Genomic DNA, 21627 nt, shown 5'->3' with positions numbered 1-21627 from the left:
AACAGGGTGGTTTTTGAATTTAACTTAGAATTTTAATTCGGTAATCTTCAAGTGACGTTAGCTCATCTATTTCCTGTTTAATGACTTGTAATCCATATTCAATAAAAAGGATCATATGTTTATCAATTTCATCTTCCGATAGTGGTTGTCCAATTTCATTAATAATTAAATGTTTAAAGAGTAAATAATCATCGTCCCTAATTATATTATCCGGAATTGTCCATTTTCCATTGGAGTAATCTTGACTCGGAGAAACAGTGCCGTTGGCTTTAGCTAACCCTTTAGCTAAAGCTAATTTAATTGCAAAAGGGCGTTCGCAATCTAGATGTTCAATTAATAAGTCCAACGTCTCTTTTCCAGTCATAGATAAGTTCATTTTGCGATTTGCCATTACTAACCCCTCACGATTTCAAAAATTCAAAATAGCCATCACGTAAAACAGTGTACTTTTTATCTTCGTTATAATCTAGCATATATTGTCTGTATGAATGTGATTTCATTAAATTTACGTATTCATCCGTAATTTCAGTGTCCGTTGATAAGATAATAACTTGTTCACTCAATTCTTTATAATAGTGATTGATAAGATGGTTTCTGTGAACACTGTCTAATCTCCCTAGTGGGGTATCAATTACCATTGGAAGGCTCAAGTCTGAAGCTTTCGTGAGTGCCCATATTAGAGAAGAGGAGATCATTTGCATTTCTCCCGCAGATCGGTCATGTATGCTAATTTCTTGCCCTCGATCATTATATAATCTGACCGTATAGGTCTCCGTATCAAAAGCAATTTTTCCGAACTCATCTTGTTTACGAAACAACTTAACCAACATTCTAGAGAATTCTTCACTTATATATTCAGCTTTTAGAGTTGTACTCTTAATGATATATTCTTCCAAAGCATTTATGATTTTTACAACATCATTATATCTTCTTTCAACACTGCCTAAATCACCGATTTGACCTGAGGCATTATCCATTTGGCGATCGAGAGTATTCTTTACTTCAAGGCTACTACGCAATTTACTTTTAATTGCTTTATACCGTAACTCAATTTCACCGGTTTTTTTCAATAGTTTGTCTAGTTCATTAGTTTCTTGGGTTACATCTACAGCATCCGGTGCTAAAGAAATGTCTTGTTCCATTTCTTCAATTTGTTGGTTGAGTTTCTCAACTTCGTTAACTAATTGAATTATAGGTTGTGTAGCTACATTCTTTTTCGAAGTGAGTGTTGTGTACTCTCTCGGGGATAGATCATGGAGTTCAATATAGTCTGTACTTTCACTAGAAATGCTGTCTTCTTTCATCCAAATTCTTTCACCAATATCTTTTATCTGCTTATATTGTTCCTCAGTTAAAGAAGGTGAGATTTCATGGCCTAACAATTCATTTATGAACTTATGATATGGTTTTAAAGATGCTTCAACCATCATAGCTTTATCTCTAAGGGACTTTTCCTTTTTAACTTCCGTTATTAAGTTGTTAATCTTAGGATCAAGAATAATTGAAATTGCATTACTGTTGAAGGTGTCTTTAAACTGGTCTTGTTTATATTTAATCTTTGTTTCAAGTTCCGTTCTTTTCTTAATTAATTTGTCTCGTGACTTCATATTTAATTTTAATTTTTCATCACGGCGTTCTTTTATCTTTTGAGCATCAGAATTAAATATATTTAATTCTTTTGTGAAATGATCAACCTTTGATTGATATTCATCAATCTTTTTTTGTTCTTCTAATAGTGCTTTTTGAACATTATCGATTTTTTTGCTATTGCCTATTTTTGCAATTTCCGTTTGAAGGTTCTTTTTAATCTCATTTAAGTCTGTAATTAGGTCTTTATACGAATTCATTCCAGTGATCTTTTGAATTGCTTCCTTCATTTCACGGCTGTTTTGTCTTAATATGGTATCCTTAATTTCTTCACCATCGAATATAAAAAAGGGAGCTGCGTAATAAGGGATAATTTTATCAATAAACCGGTTATATACTTCAATATTATCAATTTTAGCAGTTTGGCCATGACGAGCATTGTGCTTTCTGATGGTGATGTCGCGGTTTTCCTTTAAGACTCTTTTATATTGATCAAAGCTCCAAGAGACTTTAAGTTCCCATTCTTCTTTCTTATCAGTTTCGAGGAAGAGAGTGATGGAACAATCTCTTCCTCCTTCATCAAAGAAAGTATTATTGATTACATTTGAAAATAACCTCTTATATTCAGTATCGCTCATTCCACGCTTTCCGAATAAAACAAATAAAATAGCCTTAAGAATTGTTGTTTTCCCAGCGCCGTTTAGTCCGCCAATTAATATAATATTTTTGTTTTCTTCTTGTTGAGCTTGTGGAGGGATATATAAATCTAATTCTTGATGCCCGTAGTAAGTTTTATAATTATCAAATATTAATCTTTTAAGTAGCATTCATATCACCTAGACTTTTTGGAATGAAATTCAATTAGGTCTAACAATTCTTTCTTTCTTACACGTGAGGGCTTGTTTTCATATGAATTTATCTCAGAAGTTTTTAGTAACTTACTAACTAAATCATGAGGTAATTCGTGATCCTTACATATATTTGTTAAGAGTTCAAACTCTCGTCTTTTTATTTCTTTCATACTAATTCCTCCAATAACCTAGTTATAGTTGATTGAATATATCCAATTCCTCTTTTTTAACTATAGGAGAAAGTGAAAAGCGGATGGTCGATCTTATCCCCTCGGTATTAAGCCCAATTGCTTGTAATACATGACTTGGTTTGGATGAACTGCAAGCGGATCCTGAGGATAAAGCTACAACTTCAGCTAGATTTTTTATTAGCATTTCGTTGTTAATTCCTTTAAATTGAACACTAATTATGCCTGGAATTTTATCAGAATCATCGCTATTAAACACGACGACATCTCCAAATTTTCTTTTCAGAATCGAACGGAGGTGGATTTCTAATGAATTGAGATGTTCAACATTTTGATCAAAATTAATCCATGCTAACTCCGCTGCCTTTCCCATACCTACTATGTTATGAACAGGAAGAGTACCACTTCGATAATCGTTTTCTTGACCTCCACCATGCAAGAGGGGAGTAATCTTTGTTTTTAGGTTGTTACGGTCTTTCTTAATGACAGCAACTCCAATTCCTTTGGGACCGTGAAACTTATGTGCTGAACATGAAAGAAAATCTAAGCCCTTAATATTCAACATATAAGTAAAGACTTTACCGACAACCTGTGTGGCATCTGTATGAAAGAATACGTTATGTTCAACACAGAGAGTAGCGATTTCCTCAATAGGTTGTAGAGATCCTAATTCATTGTTTCCCCACATAATCGAAACAAGAAGAGGGGGAGATTGAATAATTATTTCTTTTAGTTTGTCTAAATTAACACGTCCGTATGAATCAACATCTAAGTATGTTACAGTGAATCCTTTTCCTTCAAGGTAGCGGCATGTTTCAAGAACTGAAGGATGTTCCACTTTTGAAGTTATGATATGTTTATTTGTTTGTCCATAATAATCAGCAATTCCCTTAATAATCATATTATTACTCTCGGTTGCGCCACTGGTGAAAATAATCTCATCCGAATCGCAACCGAGTAATTTTGCAATATGACCACGCGCTTTATCAGTTGCTTTCTTAGCATTTATAGCTAACGAATAATACTTACTCGAAGGATTTCCAAATTCTTCGAGTAAGAAAGGGAGCATGGCTTCTTTAACTTCAACTAACATTTGTGTGGTAGCACTATTATCTAGATAGAGCATCTGAGTCACCTACTATGATTGGCGTAGTAAATTAAGAATAAATTTATCGTAGTTTCCGGCATGTTGATATTCACCAGAGAGGAGTCTAATTCCTCTTTCTAAATGAGCGTTAAAAAGGTTAGGGAAGAATTCGTCGTCACTAACTTCCCTTTGAGCGTGTTGTGCAATTAGGGCTCTGTATAAGTAGTCGTGTTCACCAGTTAACGTATTTCTATTGAATTCAAGCCCGCCAGCCTCAGAAGAGGGCGGAGTGGGAATAGAGTCTTGTTTTAATGAAAGAGAGACACCGATTCTTGCTAGTATGTTTGGTGTTAAGTTAGTAGAAGATTGTAATTGTTTTAAGCGATCCGCTACATAACTTGAGGTCTTTAATCGGAAATTCATTTAACTGCCACCTCGGTTTGAGAAAGTTCAAAATATCGATTATGAATAGCTACACTTTCCTCTGATATAACAAAGTCTAGAGTATATTCTTTTGCAATGTATGGTTTTACGATATCGTAGTGAGTTTTGTCGATTTCAGAATCAGTACTTAAGATAATAACTTGATCACTGCAAGTAGGAATCAGTTTTGATAGAACTGTTTGTTTGTGAGTTTTGTCTAAACGTCCAAGTAATGTATCGAAAATAAACGGCAGTTTAATTCGAGAACATTTAAACATTGCCCAAACGATAGATAATAACAGGATTTCTTTTTCACCAGATGATAAGCGATCTTTTAAGATTTCCTGTTTATTATTGTTATACAGAGTTACATTGAATGTTTTTGGATCAATATTAACAGCTGTGACATAATCTTTTTTTCTCATAAGGTCATTTAACATTCTGGTAGCTTCAATTTGGACATGCTGTAACTTTTTCTGAAGTTGTTGAATACGAAATTGTTCACTTAATAATTGTACTTTATGAGCGATAGCGAATGAGTTTGTTGCTTTTGCACTAGCAAGCAATTGTTCTTTTTTACTGTCACGAGTCTTTTCTATTTCAGCAATATTATGTCCTAATGACTCTCGATCCATTTCAATTGACGATAATTTTTGTTGTAAGTTAGTTACGTCTTTAGATATATCTTCGATTTCAAAAATAATATCTTTAAAGTCATGTGTTGAATCATTAATCTCAATCTTCTTACGAAGAGCTCTAGCTTCTTCTAGAAGACGTTGATTCTCTTCAATCAATTCTATATACGAGTTAATATTTAATCTTTCTAATTCAGTTACGGTTGATTGAATTTCACTTCTTTGAGTAAAGGAAGCCCGGTGTATTAAGTCTGAATCTGGCTTTGGAAACAAAGCTAGAAAACGTGATTTCAACTCAGTTGTATGTTCTGTAGATCCATTTACGATACCACTTACAAGTTCAGCCATCTTTTCATCTGTTAACTTTTGAGACAGTTGGTCGTGTAACTCGAAAGAATATTCTAGATCCATTTGCTGTTTTACATCAAAGAACAAGTCTCTAGACAAAAACAAAGGAAGTTCTGTAGAAATAAAGTCTCTCATTTTCTCAGAGTTATGTTTACGTTGGTTTTCAATGTCATTTACTTTAGATTGAAGGGATTCGCGTTCTTCCTTTACAAGACCACCATTAAGGTCAAATTGTTTCTTTAGTTCCTCAGATTTCTCTTCAAGAGTTACAATTTGACTTTGAATCTGTTGTTCTTCTTCTATAAATTTCTCATAGTCACGATAGAAACTTAGAATCTCTTCATCAAGTTTGTAAATATCTTCTTCGTCTTGAGACAATTGTTTTTCCATTTGTGCTTGTTTAATATATTGTGATAAGTCACTTTCAAGTGCTTCAAAAAGATGCAAATTAAAAAGAACTTTAGCTGAAGCCTTTAAGTAATCGGAGAGACGATTATCATTTACAATTCTTGATATTTCTTCTCCATCAAATAGACACATATTAAATAGTTCTGGAGGAATTGTCTCCTTTAAACGAGAATGATAGGCTTCTTTATCAACTTCATTTAGACACTGACCATTTTTCATAATCGTAAACTGTTCTTTAGGAGATCCATTATTTAAATGCCATCTTCGAATAAATCGATATTCATTTTTTACATAGTGCTCAACTTCAGTAAACTCCAAAATGATTTGATAATGATCTACTCCTTCAAGGATTGCCGACTTATTTAAGAGTGAATAGATCTGTTTATAGTAGTTATCATTTTCAGTCATATAGCCGAAAGCAAAAGCGCCAAAGAGTGAAAGTCGGATTGAGTTAAGAAGTGTTGTCTTACCGGCGCCATTCTCGCCACCAAATAAAATCACGTTTTGATTTGGTGGGGATACAGATAAATCAATTTCGTGTACACCTTTATAAGCACCTATGTTATTTAGAATTACTTTGTTTAATTGCATGGTTTAAGTCCCCTTATAGGTGTAAATAATCTTGTTTTAACGCTTTTTCGAGCTCTTGGCCAATTCCACGTCGTATTTTATAACCGTTATAGCCTTTTTCTATTGCAATAAGTTTCTTTAATAATTTCATGTCAACATTCATTTCTTCGGACAGAAGCTCTAAGTCAGTAATCTGTTCAGCATCAAATAACGGACGGTCATCATATTCCCATTCTAAATCATATCCCATTACCTCTCGGAAAATCTGAGGAACTCGATCTTCAAATTCTCCGTTTTCTAACCAGCTACGTCTGATTACCTTTAATTCATCTTCACTGATTAATTCGTGATTTTGTTCAGTAGGGTGTTTTAAATCACGTTGAACCTCTAAAAGCTTACGTAAGATCAACTCACGTGCTTCCATTGTAAATGGTCCTACTCCTAATCGCTGATACTTATCTTCATCTCTAATAAGGATATTAGGTTCATCACTACTTGAGAGGTCGATATTATGTTCAATTAAATACTCTTTAAGTGCTGATTTCTCAACAATAGTAAATGTGTCTAAACGGATTATTTCTTCTTTTCTTCTTGATTTTTTAGGAATAAGAACAAAATCTTCTCCGTCGATTGTTTCAATACGAACATCTCTAAAATAAACTTGACCATTCATTCTATATTTTTGTCTGTAAGAACGAACATCACGAATGTCTGCAAGCCAATTTCGGAATTCAAGAAGGGGAAGCATCCAGTCTTCACCGCTCTCAATAAAACCATTAAGTGCTTTATCCTCTGTCACAACAGTACATGTCCAACATCCAAATCGGCTGTTACCGCAAGAGCCTGCACTTTCTTTAATTGTTTTATCAACAACGAGAGGGCACTCACCACTAGATGAATCTTGGTAAAGTTTATTAAGAGCATGATTGTCGTCACCCCAAGGAGATTCATAGTTCAATAAATAGCTCCAAACATCATCTAATGAAAAATTGCGAATAGGTGCGAATACAAAAGCATTAGATAAGGTTGAATGTCTCATTAAGACTTTACCTTCAACTGTATGTGACTTCATAACATTAGCTCTTGTAGCACTTTCATCATCACGAACACCTAACACCATGATAACTTCACCGAAAGAGGATACTTTATCTAAAATAAATTGGTTTGCTGGTTCAATCTTCAATCGATCGGTACACCAACGAAACTTTTGATTAGGCGAAGGATAACCTTTACCTATTATATTTGCCCAAAAAGATTTTTCAGCTGGCGGCTTTACTTTATGTGTTTCGATAGGTAATCCTAATTTTAAGGCCTGGTCTTGCACTCTTCTTAATGTATTGTTAATAGACGAAATAATTAAAGGAGTCTCAACAAGTGTATCTGAAGAGATTACGTATATTTTTTTATGAAGTTTTTCTTTAGGTAAATCAGAGAGAGCTTCAAACACTAATTGAACGACGACCGTAGAGTCTTTTCCACCGCTATAGCCAACAACCCATGGACGGGGATCTTCTAAATACATTTCTTGTATTAGTTTTTTAGCTTCATCCACTATAGGGAAGTCTTTATTTATCATATTAGATATCAAATTATTTATCATATATTACACACCTTGTTTTAATAGATTTTCCATTTCTTCCTCTTGTTCAGTTAGCGGAAGAGATAATTTCAGTTTGATTAGGTTAGAAGTTAATGTGATCGTTTGGTTAGTCTTATTAATTCTACCAGTTTGACCGTAAGCCCGTCCCATCCAATCTTTGCTGTTACTTCGATTCCAATCAATATAGCCTAATTTATCGATATATTTTTTCCAATCAGATGGATGATTAAAGTAAAGGTAATGCCCCACAATCCCTATGGCTTCAAGGAATACACCATGTCCAACAATGTAATTGGCCCTAAGTTCTCTGGGGTTTAGTTCTTTATCTAGTACTTGTTTCCATTCAGTCATAGAGTTAGTAAGTGTGTCCCAGAATTCTTTCAAGAATGATTTTTCTTGTTCAGATATGAACTCACCCTTCTTTTTCCCTAGGAGCTTCTGATTCGTATTAAAAATATGATTTAAAGCAAATAGCTTCGGTGAATTCTTTGAAAGTGAAACACGTTCTTTGTCGGTATAGCGTGCAAGTAATGGTGTATCTGATATGATTTCTTTAGTTAACATAGCCAGTTGGTCACGGTGGTCATAAAGGATACCTATGGAAGAAGTGGTATTGACAGCATGTCGATTTAAGTCTGCAAAAATTTGCTGTGATTTAGATAAACCGTGATCGTGGTAGAAGACTACTGAAATTGTTTCTTCTCCAAGTTCTGGTGATATCTTTAATGCTTCTTCAATAGCAGCACGGCGATGCTGTCCATCATTTATAAGAAATTTTGAATCAAGTGAAACTATTAAATTGCCTAAATCTTTAAAGTTTGGATTATCACTAAATGCTTCAAATTGTATCTGCCCATCTATGGATGCAGTTAATGAAGAGAAGACATATTCCTTAGAATTTTCGAGCATATAATTAGCTATATCAGGTACTCGAGATTTGTTTAGAATTCTCTGAGAGCGGTGCTCAGGTGGTATTTCTTCTTCATCAAATAGAAAGATTTTCGGGATAAGCCTTAAAGGGACCATAACAACATAATACTCTTTTCCACCTTGTACACCTTTTAAAGCAGGAAAATTATAACTAAATGCTGAGTTCATATACATCCACCCTTTTTACGTACGTAATTTTATAACTTTATAATATATAAGAATAGAGACAAGTTCAAGCGAATTGCATTGGTTTTTGTAGAAATCTAACAGGGAATATTATAAATTTCTTTCTAATAAGACGACTTTGAATTTTGACTTTGAAATAATAGGTTAACATTTCACTCTCTGTCGAGTTAAGTAAATTAATTTTTAAAAACATTAGGTTATTAATGATATAATTGGTAATTAATAGTAAGATGTTATTGGATTAAATTTTGGAGGTATAATATAGTGGAACCGAGAGATTATTTTATTGCGAAGGAACATAACATTAAATCAATTCTAACTAATGAAAACAGAGTATTCAGAGTCCCTGATTATCAACGGAATTTTGCTTGGACCCTAGATGAATTGGAACAATTTTGGATTGATTTTAAGAATACATTCGAAAATGCTTACACTCCTAATCTTGTGCAAAAGTTAGAAGTGAAGCCTCATTTCTTTGGAACAATTCTTCTAACAGAATCTAGTAATGAGTTTGAAATCACTGATGGTCAGCAAAGGTTAACGGTAAGTACAATTTTTTTAAAAGTATTACTTGAAGTATCGTTTCGTTTAAATAATCAAACTGAGAAATCTGGGATTAGCTCAATAATTACTCCATTACTTCAAAGGAATGATTACGACCAACCTTTTGAGCAAAGACTTTATTTGGACAGCACTGTAAATGACCTATATAAAAATTACATAGTTTTATCAAAATGTGATACTGACAGAGAAAATTACCTAAGAATTCATCCTATTGGAAAGCAAAATCCTCCTTCATCTAGGCAGAGGCTTAAAGAAGCTTATAATTTTTTCCTTGAGCAATTATCGATTGAATTTCCAGAAAACATTACTCAAGAAATTTTACATGAAAAATTGAAATGTTATATAAGTACATTCATTAGGTTATTTACTGTTCTTGAAATTAGGGTTAGAGACAGAGAAACAGCATATACAATATTCGGCACTATAAATAATAGAGGAAAAGACCTAACTGATTCAGATATTATTAAAAATGAAATTTTTAAATCTGTAGAAGAGCACAGAAGAGACAGCATTAAGCAAAAATGGGATACTATCATTGAAAATATAGATTCTGAAGATTTAACAGACTATTTGCGTTTTCAATATGCTTCTGTTCACGGACCGGTAAAAAAGGTAAGTCTGTTTAAAGTTATTAGTAATTTAATTGCTAAAGTAGATTCAATACAATACTTAGAACAATTGAAAGATGAATCGATTTGGTATGCGAGAATAAATTTACTTGGAGCCTCGCACTGGAATGAGCAAATAACAAAAAAGTTAACAGCTTTTAAGGCATTAGATATAACACATTCATTACCCTTGTTATTAACTGGTGCAGTTCTATTTAATAATGAAGAAGTTAATTTTGAGAGGCTTGTTAATGCAACATTAGTTTTTTGTTTTAGATTTTTTACTTTAGGAAAAAACTCGGTGGAGAATCTTGAAAAGGAAATTGGGCAAATGTCGGAGGCTTTGAGAAATTCTAATCGGACACTAGAGGATACTATTAATTACATGGAACAATTAACATCAGATCAGGAGTTTCTTACAGACTTCATTAACTTTTCAACAAAATCGAATAATATAGCATTTTATATTTTGGAGAATTTAGAAAGGCAAAGGATGACTGGGGTTGTTCCTTTACCGCATAGTCCGTCACAACATGTAGAACATATAATGCCTAAAAAACCTTCACAGGCTGCTAGACGTTTAGCAGAGTGGAATCATGTGAGGAATAATCCAGAATATAAGGACTTTGTTTATAGATTGGGGAATTTGATTATCTTAGAAAGTGATTTAAACCAAAAAGTTAGTAATAAAGACTTTTCAGATAAGAAGCCAATTTACAAAGACTCAGGCTTGTCCTATCCAAGAGAGTTATATGCATCCCAAAAGATTTGGGATTTTGGAGCAATTACAACACGTCAGCAAAGAATGGCAAATGAAGCATTAACAATTTGGAGATATTACTAAGTTTTATAATTTTATATCAAACAATTAAAAGATTTATTAAAAAGGATGATAATTATAGTTGAGAGCCACTCGCTTATGGGTGGTTTTTTCATGAAATTAGTTAAATAATTAACAATAAGGTGTGGTGTGCATGGTTCAAGGAAGTAAAATAGTTAGATGGGGAATACCAGGCTGGATTCTTATGGCGTGGTTACTAGGTGTTATTACTATTACAGATCCAGGAACAGTAACTTATATCATGGAAAAAGATGCATTTAAGTCTTTAAGTATTACTGCAATACTTGCAAGTATAGGGGTACCCTTAGGTTATTTGCTACATGAACTTTATTTTGCTATTTTTTGGACAATTAGAAAAATTAAAATTAAAGAAATAACAGGAAAAGTAGAAAATTTTCCTTATCCCTTAAAGTGGAATGAAATGAATGATAAAGATAAGTATTTTTTTATTGAATATAAGTGGGATAATTTGATTAATAAGCAAACAGAATCTGTTAGGGCCGAAATAAAAGAGCGTTATAGGGATAGGTTAACTTTAATCCATAGTTTAGGAACATTATTGTTTAGTATGTTTTTTACAATACTATTATCTAGTGGTTGGGTAGTACTTTATGCTGAATTCACTCTATTTACAACATTAATCATAATTTTACAAATAGCTGTTAGTTTAGGAATTTGGAAAAATTACAAGTACCATTCTGGCAATTTAATGCATTATCAAGGCTATTATTTAGATGAAATGATAAAAACAAGTTAAATTGAAGAGTGGAATACATGTAGTATGCTCTATTTTTGAAGGTGAAATGAACTATACCCTTTAAATGGGAGTCTATTTTAACTCATTTAAAATCGATAAAAGAAGGAGCAAACAACCATGACCACCAACCTCCGCAATCAATTCTTACATATCATGAACAACTACATAGAAACCAGACAACAATCCTTCGCAGGCAACCCAATGGGCTCTGTCCTTCGAAACGAGGTACCTAACGAGATTAGGAGCCTACCATTTATCCACTCAATCTACACAGTAACCGGTTCTGTTGGACAAGGAAACTGGGCGATCGTTCCATGGGTTGCGATTATGAACAATGCAATTACCACTTCAACACAGCGTGGCTATTACATCGTTTATCTGTTTAGTGAGGATATGAAAAAGCTTTACTTAACGTTGGCGCAAGGAGTGACGGAAACAACGAAAGAAGAAATGGCGGCAATCAACCTAGAGATTCGCTCTAAGATTGATATGGATCCAAAGGTAAGAAAGGATGACCAGATTGATCTTGGTCCATCCAAGCGTGCACGCGATTATGCGAATTCAACAGCTGCTTATATTCAATACTCAGTTGATGAGATGCCTTCTGAAGCGGAACTTGTTCAGGATTTAGAAAAGATGACTTCCTATTACGAGGAGTATATCGCTTTAAAGAGACAGTATGATGGAGTGAGTTCTGGTGTATCTCCTGTTGCGGAAGAGGGTGGGAAGTTGATGAATTCTAGAGATGTGATTGAGCATGTGCATTCCTACATAACGAGCAAAGGCTTTTACTACGAAAAAGAAGAAGTCACCAATTTCTTTCTCTCCTTAAAAACCAAGCCTTTTGCCATCTTATCTGGTATATCAGGCACAGGTAAAACTAAAATTGTTCAGTGGTTTGCCGAGAGTGTAGGGGCAACTGAAGAAAACGGTCAATTTGCCTTAATCCCTGTTCGACCAGATTGGAGCGATGGATCGGATCTACTTGGATACACAGATATTAAGGGAGAATTTAAAAGGTCCTTTGACAAGTGTGTTGAAAAGAGCGATCAATCATCCAGAGCGTCCTTATTTCGTTTTGTTGGATGAAATGAACTTAGCGCGGGTGGAGCATTATTTTAGTGATTTGCTTAGTGTGATGGAGAGTCGGAAGTGGGAGGATGGAAAGTTGGTCACATCGACGATTCTATCAGAGGAGGTTGCGGGAAAAGAGATTTATCTTCCTGCTAATGTGTACATTATTGGAACGGTGAATATGGATGAAACGACTCATCCGTTTAGTAAGAAGGTGTTGGACCGGGCGAATACGCTCGAGTTTAATCGGGTGAAGCTTGATTACTTAGCGTTCTTGCTAGACAGAGAAGAGAAGGATGCGCTTGTTTTACATAATGATGTGTTTGCGACCAAGTATCTTCATTTAAAGGATGTCTATTCCGTTTATCCGGATTTAGTCGAAGAGGTGACGAGTGTTCTTGTGGAGATTAATAAGGTACTGCAAATCAATTCAACGAACATTGGCTACCGGGTACGGGATGAGATTTGTTTTTATCTCGCTTATAACGAGGGCAGCAACCTGATGAAACGGAATGAAGCTTTGGATCATTGTATTTTACAGAAGATCTTGCCGCGCTTATCAGGGAGTGATACGCGGATTGAACGGGTGCTGAAAGCGTTGTTTAAGTTGTTTACGAATAAAGAGATTGAATATGCTCAGGACGTGACGATGGAGGATGTCACCTATTCGGCTTATCCAAAGAGCGCGGAAAAAGTGTTAGAGATGATGAGGAGGTTAGAGGACGATGGCTTTACTTCCTTCTGGATCAGCTCCTAAGGAAGTCGAGCTGGTTGTTATTGAGACCACAACGTTTTCGCTTGTGATTAAAGGGAGACCGTATCATGAGCGGTATGAGGGATTGCGGCAGTATAGGAAACTTGATTTTCATGATGTCATGCAATTTGATGTTCATGGGAAATCGGTAGAGAAGGTTCTTGTGTATGATATTGAGCAGCAAGCGCTTGTAAGCTATGACAAGCATCGGCCGATTTTCTTTGAGAATAGTGTGTATCAAGTGATCGTTCATCCAAAGGGAGATCAGGAGTTAAGGTTTTACATGATCATCCTGGGTTACGAAAGGCGATTAGTCGGGTGAGTCTTGGTACGTCTTACATCTTAATGGGGAATCTCCAGTTTCAAAACGAGGTTGGTCTTTCGACGTTTGAGATTCAAGATGAGCGTGAAACGTTGCTGCAAGTGACGATTGAAGTGTTTCCATCGAAGCTGGATTACAAGCGAGATTATCAAAAGCTGTTAGAAGAAGTGAACGATGAGATTTACAACCTGGCTTATCATTTTTTGAAAAAGACGTACTTAGGGGCACAAATTAAACTAGATGGACAACCCTCACTGGCGGAGTTTTACCGGTTGATCACGGTTCATTTTCAGACGTTTTTAAAGGCGATTGAACGGATTGAGCGGCAGCCGCATCATAAGCTAGTGAAGACACACGAGAAAGCGAGAGGGGATTAGCTGCAGCGCCTTGATTCGAAGGGGCGGAGTTACCTCAGGAAGAATCCACATGTGTTTGTGGAAGTGAAGAATGGTGTAAGCATTAAGGATAAGAGGGTCATGCCGAGTAAGGGACTGAAGATCAAAAAAGAGCTCACCTATGATACGACAGAAAACCGCTATGTGAAATGGATGATGTCGAGGCTTGTCGATAAACTGGAGTATTTGTATGGCAAGCTGACGAATCAGAAATGGCGGAAGGTTGAGGCGGATCAGGAGCTTTTGGATAAAGTAAAAGACATGATTCAGAAGCTAAATGTCAAAAGGAAGAATCCGTTTTGGAAAGAAGTTGGGGTGTTGAACCGTTTGGTGATGAGTCTTGTGTTGCAGATGGCACCTGGATACCGGGATGCGTTTCAAATTTATTTAACGGTGTCAAAAGGCCTTGCTTTGCAGGGTAAGTTCTGTCAAATGTCGGTCAAGGATGTCGCAGAGCTGTATGAGTGCTGGACGTTTTTGAAGCTGGGACAACTATTGCGTAGGAAATATATACACATTAGCCAAGATATTGTCAAGGTGAATCGAGATGGTTTATTCGTACGGTTAGATACGAATCAATCCGCGAAACGAGTGTTCAAGCATCCGGTAACTGACGAGAAAATTGTCTTAATGTATCAGATGGTGGAGAAAAATCCAACGACAACGCAAAAGCCAGATAGTGTCTTGAGTATCGAGAAGAAGGGGAAGGACTATTCCTTTAACTATGTGTTTGATGCGAAGTACCGAATTGATTTTGCGGTGGAGGATAGCTTTTATGGAAATCGCTATCAAACGCCAGGTCCGTTAGAAGAGGATATTAATACGATGCATCGCTACCGGGATTCGATTGTGGCGAGGCAGGAAGGGCCCTATGAGCGAACGGCCTTTGGGGCATATGTGTTGTTTCCATGGAAAGATGAAGAGGTGTATCAGGAGCATTATTTTTATCAAAGCATTGATGAAGTGAATATTGGGGGCTTGCCGTTTTTACCAACAGCTACGAATTTGGTGGAGCAGTTTGTTGAGAGGTTAATCGAAAAGAGTCCAGAAGAGATACAAGAGGAAGGCATTTTGCCGAGAGGAACGAGGGAAGAGTGGATTTCTTCTTTGGATGAGAAAGTGTTGGTAGGGGTTGTGTCAACGGAGGAGCAGTTTCGTCGGTGTATGCAAGAGACTGTTTATGTATTGGATCCCGAACAACTGAAGACTGGCTGGCAGGAAGCGAAGTATGTGGCTTTGTATGTGAGTAAGGAAGCTGGCGTTGGTCGGAATGGTGTACGGAATTACGGACAGGTGAAGGATGTTACGGTGGGTGAAGATGGTGAGGTTCGATTGACGGTTGAGTCATGGGTGAACCTTCCGGATGTGATTAAGCCTGTCAATTACGGAATTGCTGGGTATGCGATGACGACGCTTGCTCAGTTGAAGGAAGCGAAGGAATTGCCGGAGTTATTTATGAAGTCCAAGGATGAGCTGACGGTTTGGCGGATGCTGAGAAGGGTGTCGGACCGGGTGAAGGTGGAGTTGGATGCGGAGCATTTGGATAAGGCGAGTGGGGGTGAGAGTTATCGGTTTAAGGATGTAGAGGTACGGATGAATAGTGAAGATGGTGTGATTGAGATTGTGAAGGCTAGAGTTCAGAGAGTGGTTGAGATGGAGGAGTTGAGGAGAAGGCCTACTGGAGTGTTTCGGGAGGTTTTGAGGGTTTTTGAGAGCTAAGAAGAGTGAAGTCTATTCTTAACGGGAAGCGTTACTGTCACACCATCAGTAACGCTTTTTTGGTATGTTTTTTAATTTAGGACATCTATTATAAAAGGAACTTTATAGAGGGAGGTGCAATTCTTTTTGTCTCGTAACTTTATAATAAGTTTAATGATGATCGTATTTATCTTTAGTGGCTGTCAATCAGGTCCATATGTTTTTGTTGGTGAGAGTGAAAGTTGGAAAGCTAAACTGAATTCTGGTGGAGAAAAAACAGATCATGTAGAGGTTGTTTTAAGTTATAAACGTCCAAATGCATATCCAAACGACTTAGTAAGATATGTTATTAACGGTGAGAATATGGAGATTGACATGGAAGGTGAAGGAGTAAATGAGGACGGGACGCTGAGATTTGGAATATTTGATATAACATCTGAATTTAGATTAAAGAAAGCGGAAGAAATTGCTTCCACTGTCATATGGGAGAATAAAAAAGAAGAAATCATTTTAAACAAACAATGATTTCTTGAAACCACGTAACATGATTTATAGGAGTCTTTATTTAAGTAACAAGGAGAGAATTAAAAATTTCCAGTGAATGAATCAACAAGATCTATATAAGTAGGAAAAGAAATGAAGACAATAAGGATTATTTTAGAGGATTATTGTTTCTAGGTACTAGTTTGACCGATGAGACAAATGGTAACAATTAAAACCAAGACTACAACAAGGAACAGGTGTGTATGGAGCAAAAGGGCTTGTCACAGTCATTTGAATGACTATGACAAGCCCTTTTTCGTTTAAAGGAGAATAGAATAATGCTTTTATTCAATTAAGTGAATGGGGGCATTAGATTACAAACTTAAGAACAAATATTGCAATATTATATGACCATGAATGGAATTCCTAAACCTAGATTTGATATAATATAACTGAGGTGATGGTAATGAATTCACTAAGTGAACATGCAAAAAAAGAATTATATAATGCTCTGCAAGGAAAAGAGTCAGGCGTTGTTGTTATTAATGGTAAATTATTTTCTATTGAAGTGGAAAAGGATAATACCGTTTTACGGAATGAGTTGACTGATGATTTATCAAAAGAAATTGATGAATATCCTGAACTTAAAGCTTCATTGTCAAGGTATTTAGACACCCCAGAAATGAAAAGGTATTCTGGAAGCGAGCTGAAATCTAAGCGTAATGAAAAAAGAAAATAGCAGTCATTATATAGTGCTTTTTACAGAGGAGTTTGAATTGTGTCTAGATAAAATCCAGCAATTTTTCTCTGACCAAGGAGAAGAAACTTTGAAATGGTGGTTTTCTAAAGAAGATGAAATCATTGATCACATTGAAGTTACTCTTTCTCGGAACCCTTTCATAGGGAAATCTGTTGAAAGTGGTAGTTTTGAAGGGCTAAGGAGAATAACCTACGGAAAAAGTAGACATATAATGTTAAACTATATCATTTACTATGCAGTTCATGAAAGTGATGGCTACGTTGATGTTATTAACATTTTACCCTCAAGAACTCAGCGAAAACGAAATTAAGAATAACAATGACTGTTGCTCAAAAGGACAACCATTGATGTTTATATATTAAGAATCTCAGCGTTATGAAATTATGGATCGTCTGCGAGAAAGAAATACTTCAGAAAGATTGTGAATCATAATAATTAAACTATAGACGCAGTTGAATAATAGGTTGATATTAAATGCAAGTAATAGCTCAGTTTATTGAACTGGGCTAATTTTATTTTTGCAAGGAAGGTTCCCAACGGTCAGGTGGTGGTCCGGCCGATTAGTGATGCGCAGGGGAGGAAGAAACCAAAATTTTTGATATCAACCTATTACTAATTTTCTTAGAATCGCTAGCCATTCGCTCTTCTTATTGCGATTTCTAACAAAAACAATTTTCACAGGAGTCTGGTTATGATGTGACCCCCAAAAGTTAGAGTTTTATATTAAGCAGCTAATTGGTTGGTGTGAATGCGGTATTGAACCGGATTCAAGCCGTGCTCATTAATGTCTTTGGCCAAAAGAAACTGTTGAAAGATAAGAAAAGCGGAATTAGCTATTATGTTTACGTCAAAGATATAATCCTCCATTATACATTGTTCGCTTGTTATATTGATATATTTCTTCATTGCTCTCCATTAAAGTTATTTCTTTTATTATATCCTCTCACGAAGATAACTTAAGACCCTACACTCTTACATCAAACGAACTTTGCTTCTCCATTTCAATTACTTCATATCTACCACCGTGTAATTTAACTTTGTCTGTAATTGATCCTTGTGTTTCTCGTTTAGGAGAGTGATTCAATTCTTGTTGGCTCTTGCGACGATCTTTACTTGCATAGATTTGCATCGCTTTTGTGACTAGTGGATTTCTTACTGCGTACGTGATGTTGGGAATCATATGTATTCTCCTATCTAGTAAGTTTTTTAAGGTTGAGCACGAGTTTTTTATGTAAATTGCTCCACCTTTTTTATGTATGTCCCTTTTTATAAACGGAAGGGAAGAATTGGCTCTTACCTAATCTATATGGTCAGGAAGGGGGTTTTTAGGGGGGCAGAATGGCAATTTAATTGAATTGAGAAATTAGTAATAGTTGATTATGAAAACACTGGATGATTATAGGGGTGAAAGTATGAGGGATTGATGAGACTATTGTTCTAGTTGGGATTTGATGTTTAGTTTTTTTGGCAACGGAGTGACGAGGTGACTTCTATTACGGGCAAAAGGGGAAAAAATCGTGCAGCACGATAATAAGGTTACGGTTCATTAAATATTAGAGCCTGTTTAGATTACTGGGGACTTGACGATTCCATTTTGTGTATTACAGTTTGTCGTGGTTGTACCGTGGAATTTATTTTTTGAGAACAAATAGAAGGCCAATCGAGAATTGAACTATGCTGGTTCTGCGAAGACGGGGGGGAGTTCAAAAGAAGATTTTGGGAAAGGCAGGGTGGTCAGACAGTAACAGATCTTCCTATTGAATATATCTAATACCTAAGTCATGACCTAGGTACTCAACGGATTGAAGGGGCTAAAGGAAGCGAAGGAGCTGCCGGAGTTGTTATCGAAGGATGAGTTGACGGTTTGGTAGATGCTGAGAAGGGTGTCGGACAGGATTAAGGTCGAGTTGGATTCCGAACAGTTAGACGCGGCGAGTGGGGTAGAGAATGATCGGTTTAAGGATGTTGAGGTACAAATGAACGGGGCGTGGAGTCGGATTGAGATTTTGAAGGACGGATTATATAAGGAGATTGGGTATTAGCTATCCTGCAAGCGAGCAGGATAAATATGATCCAATTACTACTCATATTTATTATGAACTGATAAATTAGTAGTAGGAGACTACCTTTATTAGTGAGTTTTGTTGTATTGTGTACAGGTTATTCTCTGGAGGTAGCAAATCCTATGGGACATAAGGGGAGATAGAATTTTTAAAAGTTGGTAAAGAGATCTTGATTCAGAGCTAATTGATCGATGTATATATTTTTTTTCAAAGTTTTGTCGGATCGATGATAGTATGATTTTATAACAGTGTGGTTTCCGAGTGATTGTACGGATTTTAAAAACGAGCAAGGTGGAGGTAGAAAAGGATGGAAACGGAGATATCTACTAGTAAGAAATTGATTAGGGAGTACATAAATCAATATAAGCGTCGTGGTTTCATTGAGTGGAGAGACGTGGGGCAAGCGGTAGTGGGAGCAGAGATGACCTTAGAAGAAGCTCATCGCAAAATGATAGCAGGTGATACGGAAAGCGCTGTGTTGCTATGTAAAGCGGTGTTATCAATTGTTGTTGATATGCTCCAGTACTGTGATGACTCAAGCGGAATTGTGGGCGGTGTGATCGAGGGAAGCTTAGAGATCATGGATGAATCCGTTTCGATGGGCATGTATCAGTTATCGGACCGTGAACAACGGAAGATTTTTTCTACCATCTTAAAAGAAGCGCAAAACAAACGCTATGACGGATGGAGTGATTGGTCAGTAAGGTTATTGAGGATCTGTATTTCTTTTTCTAATAACCCCGTTTTAAGGGCTAAACTTGAAGAGCATCTTAACAGCATGCTTGAAAACCTCCCGGATTCTTCTTGGAGTTCAGATTATCATCGTAAAGAATTAAAACGACTTCAACTTGAGATGATAGAGCGTTACGACACTAAGGAAAAGGCACAAGAGTTTATAACCGCTAATATCAAGTACAGTACTTTTAGAGAAATGGCGATTGCGTCGCATATGGAAGCAGGCGAGTTTTCTGATGTGATTAGGCTTTGTAACGAAGGGGAGAAATTAAATAAGGAGTACCCAGGACTCGTTCGATCATGGAAAAAATATCGATTTCTGGCCTGTGAGGCACTGGGTGATATAGAAGGTCAAAGGAAACTGGCATTAGATTTATTAAATAATGGTGACTTTGATTACTATTCTAAATTAAAAGGGCTGTATCAGCCAATTGAGTGGAGTGAAGTCCTCGAAGAGATTCTTACCACGTTCGAGAAACAAACTTATCCTCCTTCAGCTTATTTAGAAATTATAAAAACAGAAAATATGAAGGGTAAGTTACTTCAGTATTGCGAACGTCACCTTTCTTCTATAGAAGATCTTTATCCTTTTCTAATTGAAGAGCATCTTGAAGAAGTGATTGAACTATTTAAAACCTTGATCAAGGCGGAGGCTGCACGGGCGAGCAATCGAAAACAATATAAAAAGGTAGGTTACTTGATCCAAAGGTTCCAAAAGGTATGTGGTGACATTCAAGCACAGAAAGTAATCAACTCCTTAATACAGCAGTATATCAATAGACCAGCTTTCGTGGACGAACTTGGGAAGTTAGTGTGAGATTAGTTAGGTTGAAACAGTGGAGGTGATGGACGGGTAGTCACAATCGCTGTGAACTCGGATAGGTAGTAGATCTCTGTTTATATTATTAAAATAGGATTGAACCATTAAATAGGTAGAAAAAAGAGAGTCAACTGTTTTTGGAACAGTTGATTCTTTTTTCTTTGTTGGATGTTTAGCTAATAAGTGAAAAGGCAATAAAGAAGTAGGAGCTTTTTATTTGTTGCTAATGGTTTTGAAGTGTGGTAAATTATTAAACCTAGCCGCAAAAATTAATCTTAAATTAGTTATTGCGCGGAATTATTTATTGTGGTATAGTATTACTTGTCGCCGTTAACGACTGGTTGTTTCAGAACGATTCGCGAAAATAACTTTTTAAAAGTTATTGCGCAGAATGAGTCGTTGTGTTATGATAGTAAATGTCGCTAACGAAGTGACGCGATGTAGTTCTTTGAAAACTGAACAAAAGCCAAGCGAAAAGAGATAACATGATTATCTCGTCAATTTTTAGTAATTTAGCAAAATTACATTGTTATATCGCTAGCGTGATATAACTTGAGCTTTGTTGCAACACATACGTGAAGCAATTCAAACACTTTTATGGAGAGTTTGATCCTGGCTCAGGACGAACGCTGGCGGCGTGCCTAATACATGCAAGTCGAGCGAACTAATTAAGAGCTTGCTCTTATGACGTTAGCGGCGGACGGGTGAGTAACACGTGGGCAACCTGCCCTGTAGATCGGGATAACATCGAGAAATCGGTGCTAATACCGGATAATTTCTAGGATCTCATGGTTTTAGAATAAAAGATGGCTTCGGCTATCACTACGGGATGGGCCCGCGGCGCATTAGCTAGTTGGTAAGGTAATGGCTTACCAAGGCGACGATGCGTAGCCGACCTGAGAGGGTGATCGGCCACACTGGGACTGAGACACGGCCCAGA

The 21627-nt window shown here is 36.3% G+C and carries 17 protein-coding genes, 1 rRNA gene and 2 pseudogenes; 10 read left to right on the top strand and 10 right to left on the bottom strand.

Annotation, left to right across the window (positions count from 1 at the left end; all coding sequences use genetic code 11):
• Positions 1-19 precede the first annotated feature (19 nt).
• Genes LDX58_RS20780 through dndB form a run of 8 tightly spaced genes read right to left on the bottom strand, consistent with a single transcriptional unit; the run spans position 20 to position 8795 of the window.
• Positions 20-391, bottom strand: a complete 372-nt coding sequence (locus LDX58_RS20780; protein WP_227939010.1) for a hypothetical protein — start codon at positions 389-391, stop codon at positions 20-22.
• Positions 392-401: 10 nt separating this feature from the next.
• Complete coding sequence (gene dndD, locus LDX58_RS20775; protein ID WP_227939008.1) at positions 402-2414, bottom strand: DNA sulfur modification protein DndD; 2013 nt, start codon at positions 2412-2414, stop codon at positions 402-404.
• A 5-nt stretch (positions 2415-2419) separates the two neighbouring features.
• The gene (locus LDX58_RS26850) at positions 2420-2608 is read right to left on the bottom strand and encodes a DNA modification system-associated small protein (protein ID WP_372459265.1); all 189 of its coding nucleotides are present in this window, start codon (positions 2606-2608) and stop codon (positions 2420-2422) included.
• Between the two features lie 22 nt (positions 2609-2630).
• Positions 2631-3752 (bottom strand): cysteine desulfurase family protein, encoded by a 1122-nt coding sequence (locus LDX58_RS20770; RefSeq protein ID WP_227939005.1) that lies wholly within the window; start codon positions 3750-3752, stop codon positions 2631-2633.
• A gap of 12 nt (positions 3753-3764) precedes the next feature.
• Positions 3765-4136, bottom strand: coding sequence for a DNA sulfur modification protein DndE (gene dndE / locus LDX58_RS20765; protein ID WP_227939003.1), 372 nt, complete (start codon positions 4134-4136; stop codon positions 3765-3767).
• The gene (dndD, locus tag LDX58_RS20760; protein ID WP_227939002.1) at positions 4133-6118 is read right to left on the bottom strand and encodes a DNA sulfur modification protein DndD; all 1986 of its coding nucleotides are present in this window, start codon (positions 6116-6118) and stop codon (positions 4133-4135) included. The genes dndE and dndD (LDX58_RS20760) overlap by 4 nt, the downstream gene beginning before the upstream one ends.
• Before the next feature lie 13 nt (positions 6119-6131).
• Positions 6132-7697 (bottom strand): DNA phosphorothioation system sulfurtransferase DndC, encoded by a 1566-nt coding sequence (dndC, locus tag LDX58_RS20755; RefSeq protein ID WP_227938999.1) that lies wholly within the window; start codon positions 7695-7697, stop codon positions 6132-6134.
• Between the two features lie 3 nt (positions 7698-7700).
• Positions 7701-8795: a DNA sulfur modification protein DndB gene (gene dndB, locus LDX58_RS20750; RefSeq protein WP_227938997.1), complete on the bottom strand. Its 1095-nt coding sequence runs from the start codon at positions 8793-8795 to the stop codon at positions 7701-7703.
• Between the two features lie 282 nt (positions 8796-9077).
• Between dndB and LDX58_RS26515 the strand changes: the two genes are divergently transcribed.
• From LDX58_RS26515 to LDX58_RS20715, 7 genes and pseudogenes are all read left to right on the top strand, one after another.
• Positions 9078-10829, top strand: coding sequence for a DUF262 domain-containing protein (locus LDX58_RS26515; RefSeq protein ID WP_227938995.1), 1752 nt, complete (start codon positions 9078-9080; stop codon positions 10827-10829).
• Positions 10830-10959: 130 nt separating this feature from the next.
• Complete coding sequence (locus LDX58_RS20740) at positions 10960-11583, top strand: BA5345 family protein (protein ID WP_227938994.1); 624 nt, start codon at positions 10960-10962, stop codon at positions 11581-11583.
• A 114-nt stretch (positions 11584-11697) separates the two neighbouring features.
• Positions 11698-13414: pseudogene (locus LDX58_RS20735) on the top strand (MrcB family domain-containing protein); the annotation flags it as partial.
• Positions 13383-15847: pseudogene (locus tag LDX58_RS20730) on the top strand (DUF2357 domain-containing protein). The pseudogenes LDX58_RS20735 and LDX58_RS20730, both read left to right, overlap by 32 nt.
• Before the next feature lie 126 nt (positions 15848-15973).
• A complete protein-coding gene (locus LDX58_RS20725) occupies positions 15974-16351 on the top strand; it encodes a hypothetical protein (RefSeq protein WP_227938992.1) in 378 nt (125 codons plus the stop codon).
• Between the two features lie 424 nt (positions 16352-16775).
• Positions 16776-17048 carry a hypothetical protein gene (locus tag LDX58_RS20720; protein WP_227938990.1) on the top strand — a complete coding sequence of 91 codons (273 nt, stop codon included), beginning with the start codon at positions 16776-16778 and terminating at the stop codon, positions 17046-17048.
• An 88-nt stretch (positions 17049-17136) separates the two neighbouring features.
• The gene (locus LDX58_RS20715; protein WP_227938988.1) at positions 17137-17379 is read left to right on the top strand and encodes a type II toxin-antitoxin system RelE/ParE family toxin; all 243 of its coding nucleotides are present in this window, start codon (positions 17137-17139) and stop codon (positions 17377-17379) included.
• Between the two features lie 413 nt (positions 17380-17792).
• Here the strand turns inward: LDX58_RS20715 and LDX58_RS20710 are convergent, their stop codons facing one another.
• Entirely contained in the window at positions 17793-17975 is a 183-nt protein-coding gene (locus LDX58_RS20710; RefSeq protein WP_227938986.1) for a hypothetical protein, read from the bottom strand.
• 58 nt (positions 17976-18033) lie between these two features.
• On the bottom strand, positions 18034-18249 hold the full coding sequence (locus LDX58_RS20705; RefSeq protein WP_227938984.1) for a hypothetical protein: 216 nt from the start codon (positions 18247-18249) through the stop codon (positions 18034-18036).
• A gap of 727 nt (positions 18250-18976) precedes the next feature.
• Here LDX58_RS20705 and LDX58_RS26150 point away from each other — a divergent pair.
• The 3 genes from LDX58_RS26150 to LDX58_RS20695 form a co-directional block, all read left to right on the top strand.
• Positions 18977-19111 (top strand): hypothetical protein, encoded by a 135-nt coding sequence (locus LDX58_RS26150; RefSeq protein ID WP_265416794.1) that lies wholly within the window; start codon positions 18977-18979, stop codon positions 19109-19111.
• 328 nt (positions 19112-19439) lie between these two features.
• Positions 19440-20684 carry a hypothetical protein gene (locus LDX58_RS20700; protein WP_227938982.1) on the top strand — a complete coding sequence of 415 codons (1245 nt, stop codon included), beginning with the start codon at positions 19440-19442 and terminating at the stop codon, positions 20682-20684.
• A gap of 597 nt (positions 20685-21281) precedes the next feature.
• Positions 21282-21627: ribosomal RNA gene (locus tag LDX58_RS20695) — 16S ribosomal RNA — on the top strand; the annotation flags it as partial.

It is taken from the genome of Alkalihalobacillus deserti (assembly GCF_020734105.1).
In the GTDB taxonomy this organism is placed as follows: Bacteria; Bacillota; Bacilli; order Bacillales; family Bacillaceae_D; genus Halalkalibacter; species Halalkalibacter deserti.
Note: the sequence above shows the minus strand (reverse complement) of the source record. Positions and strands in the feature narration are given on the sequence as shown.